This window comes from Chloroflexota bacterium, assembly GCA_023475225.1.
Taxonomy (GTDB): domain Bacteria; phylum Chloroflexota; class UBA6077; order FW602-bin22; family JAMCVK01; genus JAMCVK01.
The window spans coordinates 88,831-107,398 of the sequence record JAMCVK010000026.1 but is presented as its reverse complement, the minus strand read 5'-3'; the positions used below and the strand labels follow the sequence as shown (position 1 = coordinate 107,398).

Here is an 18,568-nt window from a genome sequence, read left to right as displayed (position 1 = left end):
CCGAGACCATGGCCACGGAACTCAGACCATTGCTCGTTGGGCTGGCGACGCTCTGCCAGCTCCCCTCGCTGTAGTGCAGGATCACACCACCGTATCCCACGGCCCAGCCCTCAGCGGCCGAGACCATGGCCACGGAATACAGCGTGTTGCCCGTTAGGCTGAGGACACTCCCCCAGCTCCCGCTGCTGTAGTGCAGGATCACGCCACCGTATCCCACAGCCCAGCCCTCAGCAGCCGAGACCATGGCCACGGCATGCAAATAACTGCGCGTTGGGCTGGGGACACTCCGCCACCTTCTATTACTGTAGTGCAGGATCCTGTCGCCGCTTGGATCACTCTGCCACGCGCCACCCTGGGCATCGTGCCCGCTGGCAGGCATCCCCCGAGGCAGGCCCCAGATAGGGCCTGCACCTGGGGGCGTGCCAGCCGGAGAAAGAGGGGGCGATTGGGCCACAGCGGATGGGGCACTGTTCGGCAGGAGAAGCGGCAAAGCGATGGTGATAACCAGCAGGGCTACGAGGGTCAACCGCGTCTTCATCATTGCGCTCCTTTAACCCCGGATAGCTTGGCGACATATTAGCACTCGGCGGCCATAGAATCAACACGTCGATATGACTCGGTTGCTGCTGGTGCCACACGCATCGAGACGAGCAGCACGGCGGCCTTCCTGGAGTAAGCCGCTCAGCGGGGATTTCCAGCACTCTGAGGGAGGTTCTCCCCGGCTATCCTGCCTGTTTGCTTTCACAGGCAGGGTCTGGGGTATCGCCAGCCTCCCTTTCCTCCTTCTCCTAAGCGTAGGGAGGTCAAGGAGAGGGCAAGAGGGGATGAGGGCCACCATCGACAGATACATAATTTATATGTTATATTCAACCCATACTACTATGACCGAGGTGGAAAATGAGTATCTTCGACCTTTTCTGGCTATTTATCATCATCGTCAGCCTGACGCCTATGCTCCAGCAACGCCTGCTCGCTATGGCCCGCATACGCCTGATGCAGAGGATAGAGCGGCAGAGACAAAGTCGGTTGATCACCCTGATTCACCGCCAGGAGTCCATCGCCTTTTTGGGCATCCCTCTTACCCGCTTCATCGACATCGATGATTCGGAGCAGCTACTGAGGGCTATCCGCTTCACACCGCCGGATATGCCCATCGACCTCATTGTCCATACCCCTGGTGGTCTGGTCCTGGCCGCCGAGCAGATAGCCCACGCCCTCATGCGTCACCCGGCAAAGGTGACCGTGTTCGTGCCCCATTACGCTATGTCCGGCGGCACCCTTATCGCTCTGGCCGCCGATGAGATCATTATGGATGAGAATGCTGTTTTGGGGCCAGTCGACCCCCAGCTCGGCGAATACCCGGCCGTCTCCCTGCTGGAGGTCCTGGCCAAAAAGCCGATCAAGGAGATAGAAGATAAAACCCTGATCCTGGCCGACGTGGCCAGGAAGGCCATGACTCAGGTGCATCAAGCGGTTAAGGAGATCCTGATAAGCAACAATATGCCCGAAGAGAAGGCGAACGAGGTAGCCCAAACGCTGAGCTCTGGTAAATGGACCCATGATTATCCTATTACCCTAGAAGAGGCCAGGGCTCTAGGGCTGCCGGTGAACAACGGCCTGCCTAAAGAGGTGTACGATTTGATGGACCTGTACCCACAACCAGCGCAACGACGCCCCTCCGTACAGTATATCCCTGTACCCTATCATCGGGAGCCAATTCCTCCCAGACCACCGCGCTAAGATGAAGGATATCCTCGAAGAGGGAACAGGACCGAAGCGAGCGTACCTTTGTTAGCGGAAGGGAGACCGTAGATGCCCAAAAGAAGGATGTCGTTGACCACGCATCGTACGGTCAGAGAGATACTGAAGCTTAAGGTGCTGTCGGAGGCCAGGGTGATCGCCGGCCACGCCGGCCTGGACAATAGGGTCACCTGGGTTAATATTATGGAGGTGCCAGAGGTGGCTGACTGGCTACGGGGTGGAGAGCTCCTGCTCACCGCGGCCTACGCCATCGCCAACGACCCCCATCTGAAGGACTGCCTCATCGAACACCTGGCCAGGAAACAGGTGGCCGCCCTGGGCTTCAAGCCCAGTAAATACCTTCAATCCATGCCCCCGGAGATGATCGCTCAGTCCAATCATTTTAACCTTCCGCTCATCCAGCTGCCACCCGACTTAGCCTACGCGGACATTATGGACCCCATTTTGATGGATATCTATAATCATAAGCTCTATCTTCTCCAGCGTTCCCAGGAGATTCACGAATATTTCACCACTATCGCCTTAAACGAAGAGAAGATTGATACCATCGTCGAGACCCTGTCCGAGCTGGTCGGCAATCCGGTCTGGGTCGAGAATAAGCTCAGTCAAGCCCTGTTCTACGCCTGCACGGCCGATGGCGAGAAGGGCAAGGAATATCGCCTGGCCGCCGAGTGCCCCGCCGAGATTATCCGCAAATACCAGGAGATAAAGACCTCCCTGCCCAAATCGATAGTGCGAGAGCCACTCATTCAGGAGGCGAATAGGGAGGGAAAGATAAGCCGTTATATTGCTTCGGAGCTATCGATTGGTACGGAGCCTTATGGCTATATCATCGTCGAGGAGAAGAGGCGACCCTTCGAAGAGCTGGACCTGATCGCCGTTCAACATGGGGCTACGCTGGCCTGCTTCGAGCTGCTGAAGCAGCGGGCCGTGGCCCAAGCCACCAGTAAGATAGAAGGGGACCTTCTCGAGGACCTGCTCATCGGCCGTTTCTCAGCCGCCCAGATGACCCATCGGGCCTCCCTTTTACAGTACGACCTCACCCAGCCCGGGGCCATTCTTATTATAGATATCGACGATCTGCAGCTACACCCCTGGCAGATGCAAAGCGAGAAAAGTATCCAACGGATGAAGGAGAGACTGTTCGCCCTCACCCGAAGATATTTCCGCTGGCGACGCCTACCCCATCTATCCCTCCAGAAAAGCGATAGCGTGATCATCCTGCTCCAGCTCTCTGGCCCAGACCCCGAGGATGAATTGCAGAAGACCACTAGGCAGCTTTTCCAGGAGATAAATAGTGACCTCCAGGAGATCTCCGTCTCCATCGGTGTAGGCCGGGTGTATAGGGAGCCCGAGCAACTGCTCAAGAGCTACCAGGAGGCCCAGATCGCCTTACACGCCAGCCAGAACATTTACGGCAATAATCGGCTCACCTTCTACGCCAATCTGGGCATAAACAGGATTCTCTGCGAGATCCCCTCCGTGGAGGCGATTGATGCCTTCGTCGAAGAGGTATTAGGCCCGCTCATACGTTACGATCAGGGAAGGGATAAGGATCTTCTCTGCACTCTGCAAAGCTACCTGGAGATGAACGGACATAAGGAAGCGACGGCCAAGAAGATGCATATCCATAGAAGTAGTCTCCTCTACCGGCTCAAACGCATCCAGGAGATCCTCGGCGTGAACCTGGAAGATCCAGAGGTGAGACTCAACCTGAGCCTCGCCCTAAGGATCAAACAGATGCTCGACCTGCGAGTGTCTTAATACATTATGTACTAAAATTACCCTCCTAAATCATCTATAATATCGATATATTTCCCCACAATTCTCTGCTATGCTTCTCTTTGCAGAACTCAATCAGCGTATCGTAGCACAGTCTATTTTTCGATGAACTCATAGGTGCAGTTGCGTGACTGGGATGGGGCACCGAAAATTTGAGGTGGTGGGCAAATCCCTCACCAGGAAAGATGGCCTGGCCAAGGTGAGTGGTAGGGAGATCTACACCTCCGATGTAATCTTGCCTGACATGATGTATGCCGCTGTTTTGCGCTCTCCTTACCCACACGCCGAAATCAGAAGCATCGACGTCAGCGCAGCTGAGGCGATGGGCGCTGTCTGTCTGACCTTCGACGACGTTCCGATGCTCACGTACAACGAGCGGACCGTCAGTATACCAGAAAAAACCTATAGGGACAGAACAGTCCTTCCCAAGAGGGTGCGACACGTGGGAGAGGCTGTGGCCGCAGCGGCCGCTGAGACCGAAGAAGAGGCTTTCGAGGCCTTACAGAGGATTCGGGTTGAGTATGAGGAGCTCCCCGCAGTATATGATCCAGTGGCAGCGATGCGACCTGATTCGGTCGACTTATATAAAACGGTGTTCCTAGGGGATGAAGAGATTGAGATCTTCGGTAACGTCGCTTGCACCAGAGACATCGCCAGAGGCGATGTAGACAAAGGTTTTGCCGAAGCCGATGTGACCGTGGAAAGAGATTTCAGCCTGCAACGAGTATATCATTTTCAAATGGAAACTAAATCGGCTGTCTGCTCCCCAGAGCCTGATGGGGGTATCACGGTCTGGACTACTACCCAAACAATCCACAACGTTCGCCAGCTGTTAGGTTGGCTTTTTGGGATTCCGCTACACAAGGTGAACGTTAAGCGAATTGCTATTGGAGGGTCATTCGGTTCTAGCATTCAAATGAATTCGATTACACCGATCTGTGTCGGTCTAGCCTTAAAAGCACGGCGTCCGGTCAAACTGGTCAGCAGTAGAGAAGATGATCTGTATGACCATGCCAAATATCCGGCCAGGATCAGGTTAAAATTGGGGGCACAGAAAGATGGCCGGCTTGTAGCTGGTCATATGAAGGTAATCATTGACATTGGTGCCCATAATGTTCAGGCTTATCCTCTCTTGGGGTGTATGGCCGGCTGGTTTGCCTCGTTATACAAGTACACCAACCTCAAGTTCGAAGGTAAAGCAGTTTACACCAACAAAGTGCCATCTTGTGCTATGCAGGGATATGGGAATCCCCAGGTCAATTTCGCCGTCGAGTGTCTGATGGATGAGTTGGCCGAAAAGCTTCACTTGGATCCCATAGAACTGAGACTAAGAAACTACGTTGGGGTGGGCGATGAATTCTGGGGGCAGGGGCCAACGGTTAGATCGATAATAAGAAGTTGCGGCGTTGAAGAGATGTTGAGCAGGGGAGCGGAGATCTTCGAGTGGGGCAAAAGGCCTGAGGCGAATTCCAGGGACACCTATATCAAACGAGGCGTTGGAGTGGCCAGGGGATTTCACACCTCCGGGACCGGAGGCCCCGAACCGGGTGAGGTGATCGACTATTCCGGCGCAACGGTCAAGATAAATGAGGATGGCTCAGTCGACCTCCTCACACCGCTTATGGACCACGGCGGTGGTACATGGGACGCTGCGGCGAAGATCGTGGCAGAGGTATTAAAAGTTCCTTACGATATGGTCGGTATCTCTCCGGCAGATACGCGCTCAACCCTTTACGATGTATGTACGCATGCTACCAGGGGCGTATACTGTGGGGGCGGAGCCATCTACCACGTGGCTCAGCAGGTTAAACAAAAGTTGCTCGAAGTTGCAGCCAGAATCTTTGAAGAGGCTCCGGAGAATTTGACCCTGGAGCGCAACGATGAGCTCGGCCAAGGAGTTATTTATCCTACGGGATTACCGCAAAAATACCTGACCATTGGTGAAGTGGCCAAGACTGCTCAAATTAAGAGTTGGGGAACTATAGCCTCAACAGACAGTTACCGGCAAAAGAATTGCCCACCCTGCTTTGTAACCCACTTTGTTGAAGTGGAGATAAATATAAAGACGGGTCATATCGACGTGGTGAGAGCCGCCCTTTTAGGTGATTGCGGCACCCCGATCAATCCAGACCTTATTGAAGGGCAGCTGATTGGCGGTCTGAGCCGAGGGCTGGGCTACGCTCTCTTGGAAGAAACGGCCTATGATAGCGACACAGGGATGCTGAAATGCGATGGGTTTATAACGGACTATAAGGTACCAACAGCGTGCGAGATGCCAAAGATGGGGAACATCAAGGTCTATCTGGCCGATACCTTTGAACCCACGGGGCCGCTGGGGGCGAAGGGTATAGGAGAAGCGGCCCTAAATTCTGTGGCCGCGGCGATAGCCAATGCCATCTATGATGCCATAGGGGTAAGATTTATGGAGCTTCCGATAACTCCCGAAAAGGTCCTCGAGGCACTAAGCGAAAAGGGAGTAGGGGCGAGGTGACCTCGCCCCTACCGAGGTTCTAGGGCTCTGCCCAAGCCAGATGAACTTCGGGAGGATCGACCAAAACAATGGGGGTTCCAAGGGGGCGCAGCCCCTTTGGCAAGGGTCTTTCAAATCCCCCTCTCGCCGGAGGGAGGGAGGAGGGGCGAGGCGACCTCGCCCCTACCTAGGTTCTAGGGCTCTGCCCGCCGCAGGCGGGGGTTTGAAGAAGATATTGAACACTTGTTATCTGGTGAGGCGAGGAGAGTTGCCAACAAATACAAGAATCCTTGCTAATGGGTTCGACTATTTTGCGCCGGCGTCGCTTGCGCAGACACTTCAATTATTGGATGAGTATCCCCAAATGAGAGTCCTGGCCGGTGGGACAGACCTTTTGGTTAAAATGAAAGCTGGGAAATTGGATGCCGCATATCTCATGGATATCAAAAGAGTAGAGGGGATGAGCGGGATCTTCGACGAAGGCAGTTTGGTGATCGCCGCAGCAACGCCTCTTTCAGCAATCGAGAAATCAACGAAGGTCAAGGAAGAATACGTGGCCCTCTTTGAAGCCGTGCGGTCGATGGCTGCACCGGCGATCAAGAACATGGGCACCATCGGGGGAAACATTTGCAACGCCTCACCCGCCGCCGATACAGCGCCACCACTCATCGCCTTCGGTGCCGAGTTCACACTGAGGAGCATTAACGGAGAGAGGTCCGTTCCGGCAGAAGAGTTCTTCATCGGGCCGGGAGTAACAGTTCTATCGCCAAAGGAATTGCTGATAGAGATCAATATACCCCCTTTGTCGACCAATACAGGAAGCAGCTTCCTGAAAATCGGCCGGGTGAGCGCTGATATAGCCAAGATTAACGTGGCTGTTGTCCTAAGACGGCAAGGGGATATGTGCCAATCTTGCCGGATAGTATTTGGTTCGGTTGCGGCGAAGCCCATCAAAGTTAAAGGGGCAGAGGAGGTTCTTGAGGGAAAGAAGTTAAATAGCCATACTCTCAAAGAAACAGCCGACAGGGCCTCAGAAGAGATCGATCCCATTACAGATATCCGGTCTAGCGCTGAGTACAGAAGGGAGCTTTGCCGGTACTTAACGGAAGAAGCTGTGCAGCTAGCCTGGGAAAGAGCAGGGGCAGGCCGATAGGATGAAGGAACACCTTATCGAGCTTACAGTCAATGGCAAGGGGCGAAGGCTAAGGGTGAAGCCCAATGAGTTGTTATTGAACGTTCTGAGAAACGACCTCAATCTGACCGGAACAAAATATGGTTGCGGGATCGGCGAATGTGGAGCCTGCACGGTTCTTATCGAGGGTAGGCCAATGCTGTCATGCTTGACCCTGGCCGTCTCGGTCGACGGTCAAAATATAACCACCATCGAAGGCATCGGTGGCACGAAGCTTGACCCCATTCAGGAATCTTTTCTGGAGCACGGCGCTGTCCAATGCGGATTCTGTACCCCCGGGATGATCCTCACGACCAAGGCACTATTGGAGGAAAACCCATCACCTACCGAAGACGAAATACGAGAATACATAAGAGGCAACATCTGCCGTTGCACAGGATATACCAGCATAGTCAAGGCAATCGCAGAGTGTAATCGCGAGAAATGCTAGGCGCAAGCAGGTGCTTCGAACCAGGGGGAACTCGAGTGAGCCAATTTAGATACCTGGCTCCACAAACAAAGCAGAAGGCCCTTGAAATTTTAGGAGAGGGAAGGGCTGGGGTGCACATCGTTGCCGGCGGTACGAACGTAATTCCAGATATGAGAACGAAAAAGATTAGCGGCGGGTTCCTGTTGGACATCAGCAACTTAAAGGAGCTAAGCTACATCGCTGAAGATGAGCACAGCGTTCTAGTCGGAGCAGTCACGACTATTGCAGAGATTGCCGGATCCGATGTAGTAAGGAAATCCGCTGGGATTTTATTTCAAGCCTGCAATCAGATGGCCGGCCCTTTGATTCGCAATCGGGCGACTATCGGAGGGAACCTAGCTGACGCCTCCCCGGCGGCTGATACAGCTGTCCCACTACTGGCGTTAGAGGCGATCTTGAGGTTGGAAAGCATCTATGGGGAAAGGGAGATCCCTATCCGGGAGTTCTTCGTTGGACCGAACGCTACAGTCCTGAAAGAATACGAGCTTATCTCCGCCATAGAATTTAAAAAATCTCCAATCAATGCCGACGGATCCTTTATCAAACTGGGTTTGCGAAAGGCGATGGCCGTATCGGTGGCAAGTGTTGCACTTACACTGGAAAAGAGAGGTTCGAAACTATATGACATCAGGATTGCGCTGGGTTCAGTTGCACCCAAGCCGATAAGAGCCACTACGGTAGAGCAATTCCTGATCATGAAGGATCTTACTGATGAACTGGTTGAAGAGGCAGCAAGAAAGGTATCAGAAACGGTTAGCCCGATTAGCGATATTCGGGCTTCAGCCGACTATCGTCGGCATGTAGCGGGGGTTTTATTTAAGAGGGCGCTGAGGCAGACTCTATCAGCCTAAGCCCCTTTTTGACGTGACGAGGTTCCTGGGTGGCTACTTATAGAGTGAGGCTTGTTGTCAACGGAGAGACAGTCAGAGCAAACGTAGAACCGCAAGAGACCCTCCTGAGGTTCTTGCGCAACCGTCTGGGGCTGACTGAGGTCAAAAGCGGGTGTGAACAGGGGGATTGTGGTACGTGCGCTGTTATTCTAGAGGGCAAAGCCGTTAATTCCTGCTTGACGCTGGCTGTGCAGGCCGATGGCAAACAGGTTCTTACTTTGAAGGGCATAGAAAAACAAGAGATAGGGAAACTCCTCCAGGAAAGCTTTGTTGCTCATGGTGCGGTGCAGTGTGGTTTTTGCACACCGGGTATGATTGTATCAGCAGCCAATTTCTTAGAAAAATACCCAAATCCCAGCCGGAATGAGATAAGGAAAGCTATCTCTGGGAATCTGTGCCGCTGCACCGGGTACAAGAAAATTGTGGATGCGATAGCTGATGTGGCTTCCAGAGTCAGCAAGAATCAATGAGGATGCTTCGATTCAAGACGCTGTAGATGTCGAGGGGGTATCACTACGTCGGCCTATGAAAGTAGTCGGGAAACCTGTGCCACGGCATGACGCCTGGGAAAAGGTTCGAGGAAACACACTATACGCCGCTGATTTTTCGATGCCCGGAATGCTATATGGGAAGGTTCTCAGAAGTAGCCATCCAGCGGCAAGGATATTGTCGATTGATACAAGCAAAGCGGAGGCGTTAGCGGGGGTGAGGGCTGTCATCACGGCCAAGGACGTACCACGGAACGAAAGCGTGATTAGGTTTGGCCAAAGTCGCGATTTGGGCAGCGGGTTTGAAGGCCTGTATCGGGTTTTGGCCAGCAATAAGGTCAGATCTATGGGCGAAGCGGTGGCTTTGGTGGCTGCGGAAACGGAGGAGCTGGCCGAAATGGCCCTGAGGTTGATCCGAGTTGACTATGAGCCACTACCGGGTGTATTCGATCCGTTGGAGGGCATGAAGCCAGGAGCCTATCTGGTGGGCGAAAGCGAAAGCAACATTGTGGCCCAATATAAAGTTAGTAAAGGGGATGTCGATAAAGGGTTCGCTCAGGCGGATGTGATCATAGAAAATACCTACTGGGTTCCATTTGTTGATCACGCCTATTTGGAGCCAGAAGCAGGGGTGGCCTGGATTGATCAGGACGACGTTATTACGATTAGGGTGGCGACCCAGGTGGTTGAACATTTCCGAGAGATAGCCAATGTTCTGGGAGTGCCCCACAACAAGGTCAGAGTTATTGGAACGATGCTGGGTGGTGGGTTTGGTGGAAAGGAAGATATCACCGTAGAAAACTACCTTGCTTTACTCGCCTGGAAGACCAGGAGACCAGTCAAGCTCACTTATACGCGCGAGGAATCAATCCTGTCGCACAGCAAAAGACATCCCTATGTAATGAGATATAAGACTGGGGCAACCAGGGATGGGAAGCTGGTGGCCTTAGAGGTCGAACTGATCTCCGATGCAGGAGCGTACACGTATCTGACACCGTGGGTACTGTTATACTCAACAGTCGGCGCCACAGGTCCCTACGATATTCCGAACGTGAAGGTGGATGCGATTGCGGTCCTGACCAACAATACCTTCACCAGCGCCAATCGTGGGTTTGGTGCCCCTCAGGTTAACTTTGCCTATGAATCTCAAATGGACGAGTTAGCTCACAAGCTAGGTATAGATCCCCTTGAAATAAGGAGGATGAACTGCCTCAAGCAAGGCGAAGCGTTGGCTACGGGGCAAGTCCTGGAACAGTATGTTGCCCTCCCTGAGGTAGTCGAAGGGGCATGGGAGGCTCTCGGAGCACCTACCCTGTCTTCAGACCCAAATAAGAAAATTGGCCGCGGTCTGGCTATAAGTATGACGAGCTATGGCCGGCTGGTCTTTCTCCATGACACTTCATCTTCGTATGTCAAGGTGGAAATGGATGGAAGTGCGATAATCAAGTGTGGTGTTCCGGATCTCGGCGGTGGTCAAGCCTCCTCTCTCTGTCAGATCGTGTCTGAGGTATTGGGTATTCCTCTGTCAAAAATAAAAATCTACATTAGCGACACAGCATTCACTCCTTTGGCCGGAACTACTACGGCCACACGGCAGCTCTATATGTCCGGAAACGCCACACTCAAGGCATCAAGGGAATTGAGGTCCACGCTTATAGCCAAAGCAGCCGAGATTATGGGGGCGCGTCCTCAAGCCCTGGACCTTGAAAATGAAATGGTCGTTGAACGTACATCGGCAAAACGTTCCCTGCCTTTAGCGGAGGTCATAGCAAAGTGTGCCGCTGACGGTGCCCCACTGTATGCTGAGGCCCAATTCAATGCTCCTTTTGGTGAGGTACCGGTTCTGTCGGATATAAAGGGGCAGGTTCTACCCGACTTCACTTTTGGGGCCCACGCTGTTGAGGTTTCCGTTGATGTAGAAACGGGAGAAGTTGAAGTGTCGAAGATTTTTTCTTCGTATGACGTAGGGAAAGCTATTAATCCGCTAAGTGTTGAGGGACAAATGGAAGGGGGAGCTATTTATAACCTGGGTTATGCCCTCAATGAGGAGATAATTCTAGAAAAGGGCATCACCAAAACCCCTTCGCTTACTGAGTATATATTGCCCACATCTCTGGATGTTCCAGACGTAGAGACCATAATCCTGGAATCTGGGGGCGGGCTGGGCCCGTTTGGCGCAAAAGGCATAGGAGAACCTGCTTGCAATTCTATCGCACCGGCTATCACCAATGCTATCTACGATGCCGTAGGAGTACGAATTCGCAGTCTGCCGGCTACGCCGGAAAAGATATCGGGCTTCACGAATTAGGGAGGGATTTTCAACATTTATAAACATAATCCATCGAACAAATGAGACACACTACTATTGCAAGGGATAAGGAGAAACGAATGGTTCAAGAAATAGCCGAGGTGAAGACTGTGGAGCGTAAACTTAAGGATGAAAGATTGAAGGTAAACTTTGGCGGTGTCATCCTGGATAACCCGATCATCGTTGGTTCAGCGACGCCTAGCTGGGATGGGGAGACCGCACAACGGGCCATCGCCGCTGGCGCGGCCGCCGTAGTGCCCAAATCAATTGGGGCGCCCCAACGCTTCGCCCAGCACCCCCGTTGTGGGCGGATGCGTCTGGTACGTCTGGACAAGGGGCGACCCTTCGGGATGATCAACCTGGAGCTATACACGACAATGGACACTGTGGCCTGGCTCAGCAAAGAGCTCGAGGTGGCCGCAGCGGGAGGGGCCAAAATAATATGCAGCATCGTCGCTCAGCCAGATCCGGCCGATACGGCCAAACTGGCTCGTCTCCTAGAATCCACCGGACTTATAGCTTTGATCGAAATCAATGCCTCTTGCCCAATGCCAGATGCCCAGGTTGGCTTCCGTATGGGGCAAGACCCCCAACTGGTGCACAACGAGGTGTTAGCCGTCAAAGAAGAGATTGAAACCATCCCTGTGGGCATAAAGCTCACCCCCAATGTGGGTGATCTGGTACCTGTAGCGAAGGCCGCTAAGAGTGCCGGCGCCGACTTCCTCACCATCAGCAACTCTGTGCGTTCCTTCGCCGGCGTAGATATCGAAACGGGGCTACCAAAATTACCCGCCTATGGTGGCTACACCGGCCCGGCCATCAAGCCCATCATTCAGCGCCACGTCTCCGAGGTGGCCAGAGCTGTTGATATACCCATCTCGGCCGTCGGTGGAGTGATGAATTGGAGCGATGTAGTGGAGTACATCATGCTCGGGGCCACCACAGTGCAGACGGTCACCGCCGTCATGTGGAATGGCTATGAGAAGCTGGGGCAGCTCGTCGCTGGTCTGCGGGACTTTATGGTGCGCAAGGGCTACCAGAGCATCGAGGAGTTCCGGGGCATCGCCCTTCCGCACATCATGACCATTGATGAGTACGCCAAACGACTGCCAAAGCGCGTCGCCATCGACCGCGACCTCTGTACCAAATGTCTGTTATGCGTCAGATCGTGCTTCTACAGCGCCCTGGCCTTCACCACTGAGATGGTACTGACCCCAGAGAACTGCGATGGGTGCGGGCTCTGCGTGGAAGTATGCCCGCCTAAGGCCTTGAGATTGGAGTGATTCAAGTGTCACTAATAAGCATCCGAGGGGCCATTGACCTGCATATGCACCCTTATCCCGACCTCTTCCCTCGCCTGGCGGATGACCGAGAGGTAGCCCAGGCAGCTGTGCAAGCTGGATTAAGGGCCATTTTGCTCAAGTGCCACGTGGAAAGCACGGCCAGCCGAGCCTACCTGTTGCGAGCCGAGTTTCCGGACATCAGTATCTTTGGGGGCATCGTCCTCAACACCTATGTGGGTGGCATCAACCCTGCCGCCGTAGAGGCATGTTTGCAGCTTGGCGGCAAAGAGGTCTGGATGCCGACCATCGATTCCCATTATCATGCCCAAATTCACGGCTCCACCGGTCGCTACGACGTCCAGGCAGGAGCCTCCACCTCTAAAGAGGGTATAACCATTCTGTACGATGGGCGACTCGTACCAGAAGTCCATGAGGTGCTGGAGCTGATCGCCCAACACGAGGCTATTCTTGGCACAGCCCACCTCTCCCCGGCTGAGATCCAGGCCCTGGTGAGGGCAGCCAGAGAACACAAGGTCGAACGGATCTTAATCACCCACCCCTATTTCAAGGTACCCAATCTTGACCTTCCTTTCCTGCAAGAGATGGTCAGGTTGGGGGCCAAGGCGGAGTTCGGCTATTGCACCGTCTCCAGCATGTGGGCCTATGCCTCGGTGGATAAGATAAAGAGCTCGATTCAAGCCCTGGGGGCAAGCAACTGTGTGTTGATGAGCGACGCCGGTCAGACGCACAATCCGCTGCCTCCAGAGGCCCTGCGCCTATTCGCCCAAATGCTTTATGAAAAGGGCATCGCTGAAGCCGAGCTGGAGACTATGCTGATCAAAAATCCCAGCTGGCTGCTTAATCTACGATAGGAGCGAAGATGCTCTGGGAACGATACCTTCTGCCCCAATCTGTGGAGGAGGCCCTAGCCATCCTGGCCGAATATCGAGGCCAGGCCAGGATTGTGGCCGGTGGCACCGATCTCATCGTCGAGCTCAAACAACGCCAACGCCGCCTGCGGGCCCTGGTCGATATCACCCATATTCGCTCCCTACACTATCTGGAAGCGAACAATGGGCTGGTAAGGATAGGGGCCACGATCACTCACGCCGAGGCAGCCGCTTCCCAGATGCTGCAAGAGTACGCTCCAGTGCTTTCGCAAGCATGCGCCCAGGTTGGCGGACCTCAAATTCGTAATATGGGGACGCTGGTGGGTAACGTGGTAAACGCCCAACCAGCGGCCGATGGGGCTTTAGCCCTGGTGGCTCTCGAGGCGATGGCTTCTATCTCCTCCCTGGAGGGGGAGCGCAAGGTGCCCATACGGGAGCTCTACCGGGGAGTAGGGCTCTCAGCCGTGGACCCCAGCCGTGAAATAGTCACCGCATTGGAGTTCCACCTTCCCGAACCAGCCAGGGGGAGCGCCTTCCAGCGTTTGGCCAGGCGCCGTGCCCTGGCCCTACCCATCCTGAACGCGGCTGTGGTGCTCTCGGCTGACCTGGCCGCACAACGATTCCGCTGGGTGCGCATCGCCCTGGGTCCGGTAGCTGTAGTGCCATTCCGCCCAGAACAAACAGAGAGGCTACTCCATGGTGGCCGCCTCGGCGATGAGGCGTTGATTAATGAGGTCGCCGAGCTCATTTCTCTCGAATCTAATCCCCGAGACAGCATCAGAGGCGGAAGGGAATACCGCAAAGAGATGGTGAAGGTGCTGGTGAAGCGGGCTATCAAAGGGGCTTTGCATGTAGCGGGGGTCGGGCATGACTAAAGAGAGGATCAAAATGATACTGAACGGCTCCCCAACGGTGATTGAGGTAGAGCCGGATATGCTTTTGGTGGATGTACTGCGCGATCATTTGGGGCTGAAGGGAACCAAGATTGGCTGTGGCAAGGGCGATTGTGGCGCCTGTACGGTCATCATGGACGGCAAGGCCGTTGCCTCCTGCCTGATACCGGTCGGCAAAGCGAAGGGAACTCATATAATGACCGTAGAAGGGCTAGGGACAGCGGAAAGGCTGCATCCCCTCCAGAAGGCCTTCATCGAGGAGGGGGCGGTCCAGTGTGGCTTCTGCACGCCGGGGATGTTGATGACGGCGAAGGCGCTTCTCGATGAGAACTCTCGCCCCACGCGGCCGGAGATCAGGCTGGCCATCTCCGGTAACCTCTGCCGTTGTACCGGCTACCAGAAGATCATCAAGGCCATAGAGGCAGCCGCAGAGGTGCTGTCTGTTCAGGCGAAGAAGGAGTGAGGAAGGGGATGAGTGGTGCTGGATCAGCCAAAATCGAGCAAGGCATTCCCGAGTTTCACGTAATCGGTCAACCCCTCCCTCGGGTCGATGCCTTAGAAAAGGTCCTGGGCAAACCGGTCTATGCTGGCGACCTCACCTTTCCCCATATGCTCCACGCCAAAGTGTTGCGGAGCAAATATCCCCATGCCCTGATCCACGGCCTAGATACCAGTAGGGCCAAGGCCCTGCCTGGGGTGGCCGCCGTCCTCACGGCCGCTGATATCCCAGGGGTGAATCGCTATGGACTGGCCGTCGAGGATCAGGAGGCTCTGTCCACCACCAAGGTCCGCTCCATCGGCGACGCGGTGGCCCTGGTCGCTGCTGAGACGGAGGAGATAGCCCTGAAGGCTTTGGACCTGATCCAGGTGGATTACGAAGAGCTGCCAGGCGTTTTCTCGGCAAAGGAGGCCCTGCAGCCGAATGCCCCTAAGGTGCACGAGAAGGGGAACCTGCTCCAACATACCAAGATACGCAAAGGTGACGTCGAGGCTGGCTTCCGCGCCGCCGACGTCATCGTCGAGAACACCTACCAAACCCAACACGTCGATCATTGTTATCTGGAGACCGAATCTGGTGTGGCCGCTCTGGACGAGAGGGGCTATCTGACCATCTGGTCAGCCAATCAATACCCCTTCCGCGACCGGCGCCAGGTCGCCCCAGTGGTTGGCCTGGACATAAATAAAGTACGCGTTATCCAAGCCGTCACAGGCGGGGCCTTCGGCGGCAAGGATGATGTCACCGTGGAGATACACCTGGCCCTACTGGCAGTCCATACTAAACGTCCCGTGCGTTTGGTATGGAGTCGAGAGGAATCGTTCCTCGCTCATACCAAGCGCCACCCCATCACTATCGAATATAAGAGCGGAGCCAAGAAAGATGGGAAACTGACAGCGGTCGAGGTGAGGGTCTACGGTGATACCGGAGCCTACGCCTCCCTGGGACCGTACATCGTCAAGAAGTGTGGCATCCACGCTCCTGGGCCGTATTACATACCCAACATCAAGGTAGATACCTACTGCGTCTACACTAACAATATCTTCAGCGGTCCGATGCGGGGCTTCGGCGTTGTCCAGGCGGCCCTCGCCCATGAGTCACAAATGGATATCCTGGCTGAGCGTTTGGGCATGTCACCCCCGGCCATCCGTATGGTCAACGCCCTTGACGTCGGTCTAACCACGTCCACAGCCCAGGTGCTCCACCATAGTATCGGAGTGAAACCGACTCTGCGGGCGATCCAAGAATACATGGAGAAGAACGGCTACACCTGGAGACGACCATGAAGAAGCGTGGAATAGGCATAGGCACGATGCTCTATGCCATTGGCTTCGGCTTCAACCGCCCAGACATCGCCTCGGCCTTGGTGGAGATAGCTGAGGATGGTACAGCCACAGTCATCACCGGTTGTGCCGAGCTGGGTCAGGGTTCCAACACGGTGCTTTGCCAAATAGTGGCCGAGGAGCTGGGTATACGCTACGAAGATGTGCGCATCGTTCACGCTGATACAGCCGCCACCCCCGATGCTGGGCCGACCACCGCCAGCCGACAGACCTACGTATCTGGTAACGCTGTCAAGCTGGCGACGGCTGATGCGAAGAAGGAGATCCTCAATCTGGCGGCCGAGATGCTGGAGACCTCAGCGGATATCCTCGTCGTCAAGGACCGCACCATCTATGTCAAGGAGAAACCAGCACTATCGTTACCCTTCGCTAAGGCAGCTAATGAGGCCCATCGGCGAGGCAGGCGCTTTATCGGCTTCGGCTGGTACAATAACACGACGAAGGATGTGGATCCGGAGACCGGCCTGGGAGATGCCTATGCTACCTACCTATACGCTACTCATTTTGCCGAAGTAGAGGTGGATACTGAAACAGGCGAGGTCACCGTGCTCAACTTCGCCACAGCCCACGACGTCGGCAAGGCCATCAACCCACTGAACATCGAGGGACAGGTAGAGGGCTCCGTTGCGATGGGGCTTGGCTATGCTCTCCAGGAAGAGATCATGCTCGAGCACGGACAGATCCTTACACCCTCACTCTCCGAATATTATATTCCCACCGCCCTGGATATGCCCGATGACATTACCACCTTCATTGTGGAGGAGGAGGAACCAACCGGGCCTTTTGGGGCCAAGGGATTGGGCGAGGCTGGAGCCATCCCCACCGCCCCAGCCATCATCAATGCCATCTACGATGCCGTCGGCGTGAGGGTCACCAAGTTGCCGGCGACAGCCGAGCACATTCGCTCTCTGCTACGTCACAAGGAGGCTCAGGGACATGTTGCGGGGGAGGCGCGTTAGTTTTCATACAGGTCGAACATGGGGTTCCAAGGGGGCATCCGCCGAAGGCGGACCTGCGGCGGATCTGGGGATGTGCCCCAGAACACAAAAAGCCCGCAGGGCTACCTTGAATTCGCCGAAGGCGGATTTGGGGGAGACATTCAAGACCCTCAGTTAAGAGGAGAAAACACATGCGTTTACTGGAATTCCCTCTTGAGGAAATACAAGCTCGTATCCAGCGTCTCCAACAAAGCATGGAGAACGCGGAATTGGCAGGCACAGTGATCACTGCCGAGAGCAACTTCTACTACTTTAGCGGCTACAGGACGCACACGCCCTGGTCTACCTTTGCCAGGGCAGTCTGGCTCTTCGTACCAGCGAAGGGTTCAGCAGTGTTGCTTGTCCATCGCTTCGTCGAGCCCGAAGCGCAGGCTCGTTCTGCCGTTACTGATGTCCGTTGCTATGATAGCCTGACCGGGACCCCACTGGATCAAGTGGTGGAGATTATAGCGGAACTTGGTATGGACCGTGGCCGCATTGGGTGGGAGCTAGGGTACGAGCAAAGGCTGGGGGTCGCCCCCCAAGAATTCGAAGGTCTGCGCAGGATGCTGCCATTAGCCAGGTTCGAGGATGCGTCCGCTCTGATCTGGAGCCTGCGGATGATTAAGTCTGTGGCGGAAATTGCCTGCCTTCGCCAGGCTTGCCAAGCCACCGACTGGGCCCTCAGCCACATCTTTGCCGAAATCCGCGAGGGGATGACAGAGAAGGAGATCTCCAGGCGAGCCTCTGCCCTGATGTTGGGGGCAGGCGCCGAGGCTCCTGGCTTTGTGATCATCGTTTCCGGTGAGGGAAACTACGAGCGCATCAGTGGCATAGCCACAAACCGCCGCATAGAAAGAGGGGATATGGTCTGGCTTGATCTCAGCGCCGTCGTTGGGGGGTACTGGACCGATTACTGCCGTGCTGGGGTGGTTGGCGGGCCGACGGATGAGCAACGGAAACTGCAAGCCATTGTCCATGAGGTGACGATGAAGGCGGTGGCGAAAATCGCTCCTGGCGTTCCGGTTGCTGAAATTGCCCGGGAATGCGCCCGCGGGATGCAGGAGTACGGGTTCGATCCCAGCTTTGATTGCGGGCGTATGGGCCACGGCATTGGACTGAACAGCACCGAGCCACCGCACGTTGCTACCTATGATAACACTATCCTGCAGCCCGGCATGACCATCACCGTGGAACCGGGTATTGTAAACGAGCGGGGCGTTTTCGACATTGAAGAGAACGTAGCGGTTACCGAAAGGGGCTATGAAATATTGTCTAAGGCTAGTCGGGAGTTACACACTATTAGTGGGAGCTAGGCGGAAAGGT

The 18,568-nt window shown here is 54.9% G+C and carries 14 protein-coding genes and 2 pseudogenes; 15 read left to right on the top strand and 1 reads right to left on the bottom strand.

Translation table 11 applies throughout. The features are described 5' to 3' along the window. On the bottom strand, positions 1-541 hold a 541-nt coding region (locus M1136_06225; GenBank protein ID MCL5075227.1), incomplete at its 3' end, for a hypothetical protein. Between the two features lie 356 nt (positions 542-897). Between M1136_06225 and M1136_06220 the strand changes: the two genes are divergently transcribed. The 15 genes and pseudogenes from M1136_06220 (at position 898) to M1136_06150 (ending at position 18,558) form a co-directional block, all read left to right on the top strand. Continuing rightward, on the top strand, positions 898-1,740 hold the full coding sequence (locus M1136_06220) for an ATP-dependent Clp protease proteolytic subunit (protein ID MCL5075226.1): 843 nt from the start codon (positions 898-900) through the stop codon (positions 1,738-1,740). A 72-nt stretch (positions 1,741-1,812) separates the two neighbouring features. Next, positions 1,813-3,525, top strand: a complete 1,713-nt coding sequence (locus tag M1136_06215) for a PucR family transcriptional regulator ligand-binding domain-containing protein (protein ID MCL5075225.1) — start codon at positions 1,813-1,815, stop codon at positions 3,523-3,525. A 154-nt stretch (positions 3,526-3,679) separates the two neighbouring features. Further along, positions 3,680-6,034, top strand: a complete 2,355-nt coding sequence (locus M1136_06210) for a molybdopterin-dependent oxidoreductase (GenBank protein MCL5075224.1) — start codon at positions 3,680-3,682, stop codon at positions 6,032-6,034. 247 nt (positions 6,035-6,281) lie between these two features. Beyond that, positions 6,282-7,166, top strand: coding sequence for a xanthine dehydrogenase family protein subunit M (locus tag M1136_06205; protein MCL5075223.1), 885 nt, complete (start codon positions 6,282-6,284; stop codon positions 7,164-7,166). Between the two features lies 1 nt (position 7,167). Beyond that, positions 7,168-7,635, top strand: a complete 468-nt coding sequence (locus M1136_06200; protein ID MCL5075222.1) for a (2Fe-2S)-binding protein — start codon at positions 7,168-7,170, stop codon at positions 7,633-7,635. A gap of 35 nt (positions 7,636-7,670) precedes the next feature. Next, a complete protein-coding gene (locus M1136_06195) occupies positions 7,671-8,525 on the top strand; it encodes a xanthine dehydrogenase family protein subunit M (GenBank protein ID MCL5075221.1) in 855 nt (284 codons plus the stop codon). 29 nt (positions 8,526-8,554) lie between these two features. Then, positions 8,555-9,034: a (2Fe-2S)-binding protein gene (locus M1136_06190; protein ID MCL5075220.1), complete on the top strand. Its 480-nt coding sequence runs from the start codon at positions 8,555-8,557 to the stop codon at positions 9,032-9,034. Further along, positions 9,003-11,360, top strand: coding sequence for a xanthine dehydrogenase family protein molybdopterin-binding subunit (locus M1136_06185; protein MCL5075219.1), 2,358 nt, complete (start codon positions 9,003-9,005; stop codon positions 11,358-11,360). Before M1136_06190 ends, M1136_06185 begins: the two co-directional genes overlap by 32 nt. Before the next feature lie 80 nt (positions 11,361-11,440). Then, complete coding sequence (locus M1136_06180; protein MCL5075218.1) at positions 11,441-12,643, top strand: 4Fe-4S binding protein; 1,203 nt, start codon at positions 11,441-11,443, stop codon at positions 12,641-12,643. A 5-nt stretch (positions 12,644-12,648) separates the two neighbouring features. Continuing rightward, the gene (locus M1136_06175) at positions 12,649-13,515 is read left to right on the top strand and encodes a phosphotriesterase-related protein (GenBank protein ID MCL5075217.1); all 867 of its coding nucleotides are present in this window, start codon (positions 12,649-12,651) and stop codon (positions 13,513-13,515) included. An 8-nt stretch (positions 13,516-13,523) separates the two neighbouring features. Further along, positions 13,524-14,408, top strand: coding sequence for a xanthine dehydrogenase family protein subunit M (locus tag M1136_06170; protein ID MCL5075216.1), 885 nt, complete (start codon positions 13,524-13,526; stop codon positions 14,406-14,408). Continuing rightward, positions 14,401-14,889 (top strand): (2Fe-2S)-binding protein, encoded by a 489-nt coding sequence (locus M1136_06165; GenBank protein MCL5075215.1) that lies wholly within the window; start codon positions 14,401-14,403, stop codon positions 14,887-14,889. The genes M1136_06170 and M1136_06165 overlap by 8 nt, the downstream gene beginning before the upstream one ends. 146 nt (positions 14,890-15,035) lie before the next feature. After that, positions 15,036-15,254 (top strand): annotated as a pseudogene (locus M1136_06160) (xanthine dehydrogenase). Then, positions 15,234-17,224 (top strand): annotated as a pseudogene (locus tag M1136_06155) (molybdopterin-dependent oxidoreductase). The pseudogenes M1136_06160 and M1136_06155 overlap by 21 nt, the downstream one beginning before the upstream one ends. Before the next feature lie 170 nt (positions 17,225-17,394). Further along, positions 17,395-18,558: a Xaa-Pro peptidase family protein gene (locus M1136_06150; protein ID MCL5075214.1), complete on the top strand. Its 1,164-nt coding sequence runs from the start codon at positions 17,395-17,397 to the stop codon at positions 18,556-18,558. Positions 18,559-18,568 lie beyond the last annotated feature (10 nt).